Source organism: Sulfitobacter sp. 1A13421, from assembly GCF_043557285.1.
Taxonomy (GTDB): domain Bacteria; phylum Pseudomonadota; class Alphaproteobacteria; order Rhodobacterales; family Rhodobacteraceae; genus Sulfitobacter; species Sulfitobacter faviae.
In genome coordinates this window covers 274,869-286,352 of sequence record NZ_JBIFFQ010000002.1, presented here as the reverse complement: position 1 = coordinate 286,352, position 11,484 = coordinate 274,869, and the positions used below count along the sequence as shown (strand labels likewise).

Annotated in this window: 8 protein-coding genes and 1 other RNA gene; 4 read left to right on the top strand and 5 right to left on the bottom strand. The window is 49.9% G+C overall.

Annotated features, from left to right (window positions below):
• The first annotated feature begins 6 nt into the window (after positions 1 to 6).
• From ACGYLI_RS05125 to ACGYLI_RS05110, 4 genes are read left to right on the top strand one after another with little or no spacing between them, the layout of a single operon-like run.
• Positions 7 to 522: a hypothetical protein gene (locus ACGYLI_RS05125; RefSeq protein ID WP_394417706.1), complete on the top strand. Its 516-nt coding sequence runs from the start codon at positions 7 to 9 to the stop codon at positions 520 to 522.
• Positions 515 to 1,492, top strand: a complete 978-nt coding sequence (locus tag ACGYLI_RS05120; protein WP_394417703.1) for a hypothetical protein — start codon at positions 515 to 517, stop codon at positions 1,490 to 1,492. Before ACGYLI_RS05125 ends, ACGYLI_RS05120 begins: the two co-directional genes overlap by 8 nt.
• Before the next feature lie 14 nt (positions 1,493 to 1,506).
• Positions 1,507 to 3,198 carry an AAA family ATPase gene (locus ACGYLI_RS05115; protein ID WP_394417700.1) on the top strand — a complete coding sequence of 564 codons (1,692 nt, stop codon included), beginning with the start codon at positions 1,507 to 1,509 and terminating at the stop codon, positions 3,196 to 3,198.
• Positions 3,198 to 4,130, top strand: coding sequence for a hypothetical protein (locus tag ACGYLI_RS05110; RefSeq protein WP_394417697.1), 933 nt, complete (start codon positions 3,198 to 3,200; stop codon positions 4,128 to 4,130). The genes ACGYLI_RS05115 and ACGYLI_RS05110 overlap by 1 nt, the downstream gene beginning before the upstream one ends.
• 182 nt (positions 4,131 to 4,312) lie before the next feature.
• Here ACGYLI_RS05110 and ssrA read toward each other — a convergent pair.
• The 5 genes from ssrA to ACGYLI_RS05085 all read right to left on the bottom strand — a co-directional run bounded on the left by ssrA (position 4,313) and on the right by ACGYLI_RS05085 (position 11,228).
• Positions 4,313 to 4,664, bottom strand: a transfer-messenger RNA (tmRNA) gene (gene ssrA, locus ACGYLI_RS05105).
• Between the two features lie 4 nt (positions 4,665 to 4,668).
• Entirely contained in the window at positions 4,669 to 5,346 is a 678-nt protein-coding gene (locus ACGYLI_RS05100; protein WP_394417694.1) for a hypothetical protein, read from the bottom strand.
• Positions 5,347 to 5,503: 157 nt separating this feature from the next.
• Positions 5,504 to 6,475 carry a P63C domain-containing protein gene (locus tag ACGYLI_RS05095; protein WP_394417692.1) on the bottom strand — a complete coding sequence of 324 codons (972 nt, stop codon included), beginning with the start codon at positions 6,473 to 6,475 and terminating at the stop codon, positions 5,504 to 5,506.
• A 150-nt stretch (positions 6,476 to 6,625) separates the two neighbouring features.
• Positions 6,626 to 9,769, bottom strand: a complete 3,144-nt coding sequence (locus ACGYLI_RS05090; protein WP_394417689.1) for a VPA1269 family protein — start codon at positions 9,767 to 9,769, stop codon at positions 6,626 to 6,628.
• The gene (locus ACGYLI_RS05085) at positions 9,762 to 11,228 is read right to left on the bottom strand and encodes a tyrosine-type recombinase/integrase (protein ID WP_394417686.1); all 1,467 of its coding nucleotides are present in this window, start codon (positions 11,226 to 11,228) and stop codon (positions 9,762 to 9,764) included. The genes ACGYLI_RS05090 and ACGYLI_RS05085 overlap by 8 nt, the downstream gene beginning before the upstream one ends.
• Between the last annotated feature and the right edge of the window lie 256 nt (positions 11,229 to 11,484).

The following is an 11,484-nucleotide window of genomic DNA, read 5'->3' as shown; positions in this document are numbered from 1 at the left end:
GGTGTGATGGCTGAGCTTCACACTCTCACCCTGCCGGGCCCGATGCTGAAACGCTGGTTCTGGCTCTATGTATGGCGGATCGATACGCCTAAGCGAGAGCGCCTCTACGTGGGGCGCATCGGGGAAAACAGCAGCCCTTATGCGACCGCGCCGTACACCCGCATGGGGCAAAATCTCGGATTTAAGAAATCATCCAACAGCCTTCGCCGTTTTCTTACCGAGCAAGGCATTTCACCGGAGCAATGCGCCCAGTCCGATTTGGTATCCTATGGTCCTATATTTTCCGAGATCGGGAAGACAGAGGAGGAGGATTACGGCGAGCAAATGGAGCCGCACAAGCCTGTTCGCGACCGGACGGCAGCGCTGGAACGGGATCTGCGCGACGCATTGGCCGATGCTGCCTATTCAGTTCTTGAAGTGGTGCGCGGCAAAGCGAAATTCGATCCGAAAATCTGGGCGGCGGTGCTGGGGGCATTTCCAGCGAACTTCCCGAAACTGAAGGGAGTCTCTGTCGATGGGTGACCTGTTACCCGAAGACCGCCAAGTCTGGGTTCGCGCATTCTACGGCTTCAACCCTGAGGAGGCCGGTTATATCGGCTTCACTCATAAATCTCAGCGTGAAGACATGCTGACCAAGATGAACGGCGGGGACCTTGTCCTCATCTACGGTGCCGTCGACTCTCTCACTGATGCCGATCTGCAGAGGCAGGCCCTTGGCTTCATGGAAGTCGAACTTGAGCGATGCAATGATGTTGGTCGGCAGAATGACGCTTCGAGGAGTTGGAAGCTCAATCATGGCTTTCAGGAAAGGTGGACTTACGGCCTGAAGGTTGTCCGTGCATGGCGCACCACCAACCGGGTCCACATCAAGACTATCGCGCCGAAGGCTTACGAAAGCAAGAAACGGTTTGAGAGAACGACCAAGGCTGTCTTGCTTGAACCCGACGAGAAGCGCAGGGCGCTCAGCCACTATGTCCGGCAGGTGAACGTCTATGGCGAACCGCCAATCGCGGCGAATGAACTCGCCAGTGGCTACATGAATGAAGTGCTCAAGCCGTCCAAAGGTGTTCCTCCAAGTTTTGGGGACCGCAATTCCAAGCACGAAGACGGTGAGAACTACCTCTACCTTATGAAATTGTCAGCCAATGCGGATTCGTTGCTTGGGAAAACCGGCCCCCATGTCGGTGACGCCTTGGTGAAGATCGGCAGATCAAATGATCCGATCCGCCGGTTAGAAGAGGTGAATAGCGGGTTTCCTGAGCGTGCGGTTTGCCGATGGAAACTCGCGTACAGCCAATCCTTTGAAAACGGCGAAACCGCCCATAATCATGAATGTGAGTTGAAAGAACGCTTTGCCAGAGAGTTTACCTCTCAGGCGGGGGAATTCTACACAGGTGGATGGTCTGCGATGGAGCGCGCGTTCCAAACCTTTTGTTGTTCCAAAATGCCCAAAATTCTCGCCGCGGCCGGGAAGGCAAAGGGAGTGAAGTAAGAAATGAGAGTGTCATGCGACTAAGCCGGATCGAAATTGAAAACTTCAAGGGTGTTGGGGCTAAGCAGGTCATCGAGCTGCGGCCAATCACGCTGCTGTTTGGCCCGAATAGCGCGGGCAAAAGCACGATCCTTCAAGCGTTACACTATGTTCGCGAAATCTTGGAGAGGAAGAACCCTGATCCGGATCAAACGATTGCTGGAGGCCTGATCGATCTTGGCGGTTTCAAGAACCTGATCCACAATCATGATCTTTCGAAATCGATGAAGATAAAGATGGTTATTGATTTGTCTGAAGACCAAGGGAGTGACCGCCTGCCAATCAATAACGGCAATTCGGTCGACGATCCGGAGTTTGAGAACCTGCGCATCCGCTATATAATCGGCGAAAACACCGATCTAAAGGAATACGCCGTCGTCCGAGAGATCGGGGTCTCTTTTGAGGTTCAGTGGAGCGACCTGATCAATGCGCCTTATGTTTCGAATCTAATTATCGATATGGACGGCGGAAACATCGCCAAGATCAAATCCCCACCGCAACCCGGTCAAGCTCAACTTACAGAGTTCAACTTCCAGCATCCGCTGTTGCAAGAGTATGTGGACACAGATGACGGGGCGTATCAAGAACCTGATAGCAGCGATCTACTCGGTACGAAGTTGGGTATCGAAATTTGGGAACTTTCCCGGGATATGGCCCGATCTGCGGAATTGAAAGATGTTAGTGAGTATCGCGTTGCTGCTGCATCCGTGATCGGTGCTCTGCCGGATATTGACAAACCTTGGAATCTGGAACTGCGTGATCCAGAACCGAAGAAGCTGGAACTGGAAGGCAATACGCCACGGGTTCGCGGTCTATCTGCTTTGCTTGACGAATTGATGCTAGGACCATTACGAATAGTGCGTGACTATCTCTCAGAGATGACCTACATCGGTCCGCTCAGGGACATCCCGGCCAGGGCTTTCCGGCCACAAGTTTCGCCCGATGAGGGGCGTTGGGCACAGGGCCTTGCGGCATGGGACCTTCTCTATTCAGACACGAAGGGTAAATTACTTAGCGAGGTGAATGCCTGGCTGAGCGGTGAGGATGGTCTGGGGACGAGTTACGAGATTGCGAAGTCAGAGTATCTGGAAATACCGGTCTCGAGCCGGATCGACCAGTTGTTTAAACGCGGCATTAGCGAAGACGACCTCGGAGAACTGCAGGAGGAGTTCCAGAAACTGGGCTCGCGCACCGAAATCGTTTTGCGTGACGGGATGAAAGGCATTGATGTTGCACCAAACGATGTGGGCGTTGGCATCTCTCAGATGATCCCAGTCATCGTCGCGTGCCTTCGCGACAAGGATGGCATTTTGGCAATTGAGCAGCCCGAACTTCACGTACATCCGGCAATTCAAGTCGGGGTCGGCGACCTTTTCATTCAGTCTGTTATGCCTAGCGAACAGTCTTTCGGTCCAGGAAAAACGCTGCTGGTCGAGACCCATAGCGAACATATCATGCTGAGGCTCCTACGTCGGGTGCGGGAGACCACCGATGGAGGACTGCCGCCGGGAGCGATTGCAGTCAAACCAAATGATCTCTCGGTGATCTACGTCGAGAACACACCGGTCGAGATCCGCTTTCGGCAACTTCGAGTTGATAATGACGGTGATTTTACCGATCGGTGGCCGAACGGGTTCTTTGCCGAACGCGCTGAGGAACTCTTTTGATGCTGTGGGAGTATGCGGTCGAGCCGGAAGCGATCGGATCAGATTGGAAGACCTTTAAGGACCTAATTGACCGCTTCGGATCAGACAAGGGCAGGCTAATCTCTCGATTTCCCAGCAAATGGGAAAAGAAAGTAATTCAGGCCGCAAAGGCCGCCGGTGTACCAGATGTGCGAATGTTGAGTATCGTCGAGCGTCTCCATAGTGAAAAATACAAGCTTGCAGATTTTTGCCGAGGTTACGATCATGCGTCGGATTGGATCAGCAACGCCGCTCGGGAACATCGAGATCGACCGTTTCAGGCAATGATCTGTGTGTCCGACACTTGCAAATGCGACGAGATACTCTCACCGGACGATTGTTCGGAGGCTGAGCCTCTAATGAGAACAGCCGTTAGCCAAGATGTTAATAGGGTATCAGCCGATATCGCTGCCCCGCTAATTATGCTTGCGGCCGCTGCAAGGGAAATTGATCTCGTAGATCCATATTTCGACTTGCGAGGAACAAATGGCGACTATCTAGGGCCCCTTGAGGCTCTGCTCGGCGGGCTTGCTGCGATACCCGTGTTTCCCAAGACCATGAGAATTCACTTTCGCACGCATGCTTCACGACCAACTTCTCAATTGCTTGCGCAGGACAGTGCAGAGCGTACTGCAGGCTTGATACCGCCTGGACTTACACTTGAGCTTTGCGAATGGGAGCAAATCAAAGGCGGCGAAGACTTGCATGATCGATTCTTTCTTACTGATGTCTGTGGAGCAATAGTTGGCGCGGGTTTCGCAGCAGCCGGAGGTACTGAGACCGCCACAGTTTCACTGCTTGAGTATGCACATGTCCAGCATCTCCGAAGCAGATTTATCGCCGGATCAACTATTTACAAACAGGTAGGTTCTACCGTTCGCCTCCATGCGGACGGAAGCGCTCAGCTCGTTTAGCGCTTAATATTACCTCGAAATTACCTGGATACCGAGATTCTCTTCCAAATGGAGCTCGGCGTGTTGATTGTCACTGAGAACTGACCCCGGTAGGGGGGGTGCGGACGAAAAGTTGGACTATCTGGGATATAGTCCACGTACAGCCACGAAAAACCGAGCTGCTGGGACTTGCAAAGGGAAAAGGTGCAGGTTTCTGTTGCCAGGTACCTGCGAACCCCGCCTTAAGCTGCAAAGCCTAAGGGCTTAGATTTCAGTCGCTGAAACCGCTTACGCGGCCATCGCAACTGGAGCACGATTGTCATTTGCAATTGTACATTTTGTACCGATAACGGTGGTAACTCACCGAGACAAAGCAACTTCTTTAGACGTCCGTCGACCCTAATTCAGCCCCTCAGTTACCCCCAAATGAAGGGTGTGTTGGTGGAGCTGGGGGGAATCGCACCCCCGTCCGGTCCGCTTATTTCAAGCGCCTTTATGTCCATAGTCCTTGCGGACATCACTTATATAGTCCGAAAGCGAGACCAGTTCAAGCCCATAGTCAGCTACTAAGAACGTAATGGATTGCAGCAACAAAATCCTTTGCCTGAAGCGGCCTACGCCCCTTATAGATCTCGCCGTCTCGAACGTCGTATCCTTCATTGAAAAGCGTGTTGTCTAAGAAGTTGCGCACTGCCTCTTTCTGCTTCTGACTAAACTCAATTTTTCCTCTCTCGTAAGTTAGTGGGGCGCCACCGGTCGACTCAGCCTTCAAATCGACAGCTTTAAGCTGCTTTAGAAAAGCATCAAGAATGTGAACATCGGATTTCAGTTGCCTGTTTTCTAAGAAGAGGTCTCGGATGATTGAACGATGCTTGGGGCTGCTAATCGAGGCAAGAACCGCGCTCATCGTCTGGTCCGCTGAAAGGGCATTCCGGGTACTCTGTTTAGGAGATGATAGAGCCCGGTAAACGACCTGAAGTTTCTTAACCAGCGGGTTCAAGCCCGAGCTGTTGTTATAAATTGTTTGGGCGCTTGGCTCACCAAATTGATCTATGCATCTTCGTGCCAGTGCCGAAATGGTGATCTTCTCGCGCGCATCCAACATAGCGTTTCCAACTGCCCACACATTGTGTAGACACCTGAGGCTTCGTGGGTCAGTAGTTTCGAGCTCGGCTGCTGAGTAATAGGCGAACGCTGTCCTATATTCGTTCGTCTCTTGATAGTCATTGTTCTGCATTATGAATGTCTTCCATGCGGCAGGGGGAGGCAGTAAGCGAGAGCAGTTTGATTGAAAGAAAGTGTAAATAGCACTCTCTGGTAACTCACCATTCCGCACGCTAACATATGCGATATGCAGGCTTAATATACTTAACTAGCGGTTTGCCGCGAGGAACCTAGGAGTCCTCATTATCATATACACCAAATAGCAATGCTTGTTTTCCGTAGTGATGAGCAACTTTTTTCCGTAGTTCTGGCATTGTTTTGCAGGACTTGGCTAGGCCCACGACTTCATAACAACGAGAGACGAGTTGTCTAACTCCGTAATTTTCGGTCAGGTTCTGATGCCAGCGCACCCCTGGCGCGGGACGGTTCTCGCGTAGGTACTTAGCCACGTCAGGGTCAAGGGTGTCGTAGATAAGCTCTATGACCAGCTTGCCCCAGTATTTTGGGCGATTGTGCAACGACCCTTTCCAATCGGTTAGTCTGCCAAATTCCTCCCATAGTTCATCTGGAAAGGTTTTCTCCCAAGCGCGAAGTTCTTCAGCAATGAATGCGCGCAACTTGACCTGGAGGGCGTCTTCTTCCCGCTTATATTGATAGCCCGTCGCCTCATCGACAAGCGCGTCAAGCCCGGTTCGTGTGAGACCCGCGGTGAGAACCGCACAGCGAATTGCTATCTCTCGCTGTCTCTCTGTAAGCGGGGCTCCCTCATACAGAGCTTGCACATAGCCGCGGCAGATCAGTTCGAAGTGTTCTGTTGTGATGCCAGAAGCGGGCCATTGTGTCCCAGGTATGGAAAACTTGCGAGTTTCCTTCAGGACCCTTTCTATATCAATATAGGGATTAAGCGCTTTTTGCCCAGCGTAGTCCTTCAGGTTCGCACGGTCTACTTCTGAAATTGCCATAGCTGCTGAACTTGACGCTAAGAGACGGGTTCCGTCCGGCAGTACATAGCAGTCGATTTCAGCACCCCCTAGATCGAGTTGCCCCCGCCATTGAGCAACGGGAAGACTGGGGTCAGAAAATTCTTTGTTCCCTTTGCCGGGACCTTGAGGCTGGTATTTTTCGTCAACGCTAACCAAGGTCCCCGCAACGTCGTCAAGTGCAGCTTCAGTTGGTTCAGTTGTCTTTTCATCTTCGGCCATTGATTATCCCTTTATCTGTCAGCCATTTGGCGACCATGCGGTCAGTTATCCTTTGGGTGAATTCTGTAATGCCAATCTTCGACGCGTTGTGGCGATTGAAGGGCTTCTACACATAGCGATCCGGGTGTTAGTGCTCTTATAGTGAAAAAATCAGTCAATTTCACTTCCTTCACTGTCTGTATAAATGTTACATGGATCTTCCTGTTTAACGGATATGGGATTTAAACCCTTAGTTGCTCCTAATGCAGTCGGGATCGCCTCGCCGACCGCAACCTCAAACTCGTCGATAATCCCTAGCTCGAGCAGGGATTGCTCGCCTGACATCAGGCTGCTGAGTGCTTCCCGCCCTGCAAGCTTTGTCAGAAGATCGGTAAGCTTATTAGCGGCAAATTGGGCATCTTCGACAGAGAGGTGCAGGAATAGCGGCGCCAAGCCATTTTGCTGCGCTATCTGTTCCAGCAAAAGTTGCTTTCTAAATCGAGCGGAAGAGACAGGAACTTGCGGAAAAAATTCAAATGTTTGGGCTGCAAATTCTAGCAGCTCCCAAGACCTAGTTTCTTCAATTACGAAGTTCAGCTCGTCTTCACACATCGAGGTCAACATCGCATGCGATTTCGTTTCAGACGCGGCGGAAAGGTTTCCTTCGTCTTTTAACTTCTTGGAGGCATAAAATCTTTCCAACCGTGCGCCAAGCGACGTGACCTTATCGGACAGTTCGTCCTCTATCTTTCTCAATTGATCGCTGAGAAGCTTTGCCTTCCGAGGGTTTTTTGAAGCGATTTGTCCATCGATCTTCTCGATGATTTTTTCTCTGTCAGCGGTTCGCTCTCTAATGACATACAGAAGATTATTAAACATGGCCGCCTGACCGACTAAAAAATCTGGCCCGGTTAACCAAAAGCGACACTGGGGACAGTTAAAACCATCAGGAACAATAGGGCCGAATACCGGTTTTCCATTGACAGAGTGATCAACTAATCTCCCTGTGCGGCAACTAGATCGGCCAACAGGGCACACCCCATCAATATCGAAACTCCAAAAACCCCGTTCACCAGCTAGCAGCGCTCTCTTACCCGGGGATCCTTCTGATTTGTTGTCAACAAACCGTTCAGACATTTCGGCCAGTGTATCGAAAAAATCGTCCTCGGAAACTGATCTCATCTTATCGTAGGCAAGTTCGAGTTTGTCGCGAACAGCTCCAGGGTTCAGCTTGGTGTAATAGAGCGTCATAATCAGTTGCGCATGACCGGATACGAACTCAGAGATGACATGAATTGGAACACCATTCTCAATAAAGTTAGTAATTCCTGAAACCCTTAGGCTGTGCAAAGTATAGAGGGCATGTGGTTCCGACCTACGACCGGAATTCTTCCAACGAACTAGCTGAATTGAGTAACCGAGCTTATCCAGCCTATCTTGAACGGCTAGGCAAACATGGCCCCAAAATTGAGTTATTTTTGCCCCGGTTATAGGCAGCATCTTGTTGCCATAGTGAGTGGCGTCGCGAAATAGAAAAGTATATTCGGGTTGATTTATGACGGTCGAGTTGACCCTTTGGCTTTTGTCTTCAAGCTGCCCACGTGTTAGCATAACTGGTATCGGGTTGTATTGAATTTGCCATTCTCTCAACAGACCCATTTGCTGCAACAGGCGCTCTTCATTCCATGGAATTTCATACCCTATTTCAAGCTCGTTAGTAGAGTTTTCAGCGGTTTTATTAGTGTTGATGAAGAAGCCCACAAAAGGCTCAGAACCTAGTCGGCTCGGGAACGCTCGAATGCAAGCCATTTCCCGCCCCACCCTAGCCAAAGGGTGTGGGTTTTCTTCGACGTGACCGTCTGCAGTAACTATAAATTCATCAGCTTCTCCTGAATCCAGCAAACAAGCCTGAAGTGTTCTGATAGGAAGGGTTAAGAGCGTCAAAAGGGCCGTTGTAACGACAGGGCACCAAACATCTTCCAATAACCCAGTTTCCTTCGACAAACTGCGTACGTACTGACTCTTAAACGTTTTTGAAAAGCGAAACTCATCCTCAGTAAGCACTTCGATCGCCATCTGGATGATTTCTGAAGGTAAGGGGTCCTTATTACTCTTTCCTCGCCTTGAGGGTCCGGAGGCAAAGCGACTCGCGTCTGCTTCTTGGAACGGATTCACAAAACTGGCACGATCTTCATTGTAGCGTTCAACATTATCAACGTACTCAAAAAACTGATACAGTCCGACTACAGTCTTGTACGAAGGCTCCTGCCCAACATTGCTCTCTAACCAAGAGAAGAAGTTTGGCTCATCCGAATAACTGACTTCAGCTACATGTTTCCGGCGAACATCCAGAGGGTCAAACAGATCAATTGAATAATATTGACAAAATTTGATGAAGTAAGTAATGGAATTTACTTTCGTATCCAGCTTTTTATCCTTTAAGCTGTATACCCAGTTGATGGCCCAATCCTGCCAATGTTTCCATTCTGGGGCGCCGCCCGCGGAAACGTCTGTTAACCACCAGAAATCTGTATCTGTCAATTTCCGCTTAGATACGTAAGCGGCTCTGGATACGGCCGGAGGCAGAAAGTTTGGATCTTCGTGCCTAGCTATATTGGCGATCGCTTCCAGTGTTTTATTGTATAAGCTAGTTCTATTCGCCGGAAGGCATTGTTGAAATGGACTTTCATAGTATGCCTGGCAAAACTTTTCAGTTAGTTGCGAGGCGTTACTCATGCCGACATGATTAAAGAAAGAGGCGGATGCTGCCAAAAGTCGTGTATCTTCCCAGGATGAGAGCGCCCTTTCAACTGCCGCTGCAAGATCGCTCTTTCGCCTGATGGACGGGCTGTAAGGAAACCAACTTAGCTGGCCACGGCGCGTCATCGGTAGTAACACCAAATTTCTGTTCAGCGCGTCGCTCAAAAACTTCCGTATCGCCTGGCCTGATCTAAGCGCAGTGGAGCGGCTCTGAGTTTCTAATTTGGCCTCAACAAGCTGATCAAAGAAGAAACAAACGTCGGAAAGTGACTCTAGCTCTGAGAGCTGATAAATAGCTTTTCGCCTCCAAGAACTGTATAAGCTGCAAACTGAAGTTTTCGATCGGGTGCCTGACACCGGGGCGGCTGTTGCACCAGCCAATTTGTATTTAGCCACTTCACACCGATCAAGGTGACTTTGGTCTCTCCAATGCTTAAACAGCCGCCGCCATGAATCGGGATCTTGCTTGATCCAAACCTTGGTCAAAGAAGTGTTTACATCGACACCGTCAAAATTTCGGACTTCATGAGTGCAATGAGTGAACACCTTATCCATCTATCTTGTCCTTTCCGAAACCAAGATTTTGCTCCGTGAACACTCCTGAAGGATCACTTCTATATCGGCACATCGAGTGACCTTTGACGATGTCGTACTCAATACCGCCCCCGGCTTGGCCGAATTTGGTTTTCATTTCGGCATGCGCTTTCTTCAACGCAGCATTTACCTTAAGTGGAGTCGGCCTCGTGTAGGCCACCTGAGAAGTAATGCTCAAATGATGCATGCATTGTTGAATTATTACAGGTGACAAACCCATGTCCGTGAGGCTTTGCCCGTAATAATGGCGGCAGCCATGAGGGGTGGTGCCATGCTCCGCTTTCGAAACGAGTCCAATCGAATTGACTGCAGCGGAAAATTGCTTGGTCAAAGCTTTTGAAGTCCAAGGCTGGCCGAAATGATCCCGGTCCAATGATACGAAAAGGTAGGGATGGTCGACGTTGTCCGGTAGGACTCGGTCCCGGTATTCTTGAAATAGTCTAAAAAAAAGGCTTTCCCATTTAGGAAGGAAATAGCATTCGCTTCTTTCGTTTGATGCGTCGGTAATCAGTAGGCTCTTCCACCCGACTTGCTGGTTTCCCCTCATCCTTCTACGTGGGATCCGTCCAAACTCCTGCATGAGGTATTCTTGCCGTGTGACAGTAGGGCCCTCGGGCTGTCTGTGAACGCCTCTCTCAGGATGGTAGAGGTATACGATATTTTTTGGAGACCAGACATCCTCTACGAAGAGATGGAATAATTCCGACTTTCTGAGACCTGCACCGGCCATTAGAGCAATCGCCATCATGAGATTAATGTTATACTCACTAGCGATCGTCGGTCGCCCATTTGAATCATAGAACTCAGGGACCGCTCTCTTTCTCTTACAACCAAGCCAGATAAGATCGTTGAGCTTTTTTTCGGGGAATTCGACCGCGCGGTTTGATGCTTGGGTTTGCCCAAAATTATTCGAAGGTGGATACAGTGTACGGTCAGAGTTGGTTGCGCAATGATATAGTAACGATTGGCTTTGCTGGCGCTCCGAATTGCGAGCCTGCCTCGCAGCATTATAGAACGATGTCGCCTTCAATGCGCTGTTTGAATGAAAATCCTCTAACTTTTCAACGAAACATTTTAGATAAGTCCTAGATTGATCGTAAACTTGTCTTGACGCTGGATGCCAATAGAGTCCCGACGGATCATTACCATCTACCGAGATGGTGCCATTGCTGAGAGAGGATAAAAAGCGGTTAATAAGTTGATTAGCTAGAAATGGATCACACGGTTCAGTCTCACCTTGCATTTTATAGTAATCAAAGAACTTGCCAATAGTTCGAGCGGCGGCACCTTTCCAGGAATCACTTCTATTGGCATAGGGGAATTCTGTAAGAAAGCGCCACGCATCAATCAGAACCAGCCCGTCTTCAGGAGGAACTAATATAGCAGGCGTCGGCCGACCCGCTAATCGAGAAGCAGGCATGCTCCGAATAAGATGCAGTCTGAAACCACGGCCCAATACGTCCCCCCACAAACCTGCCTCAGGTAAATGGTAGGTTGGTAGTAAATACGAGTCAAGAACAGATATGGAACACTGCCAAAGGCGTCGTTATCCACAGCTGTGGCGCTTGGTTATTAGATTTAGGTAAATAACTGCGGGTAGCTATAAGCCCCCGGGTCCGAACCGCTTATTACGAGCGCGTTTATGTCCATAGTCCCGAAGGACAGGATTAAAGTAG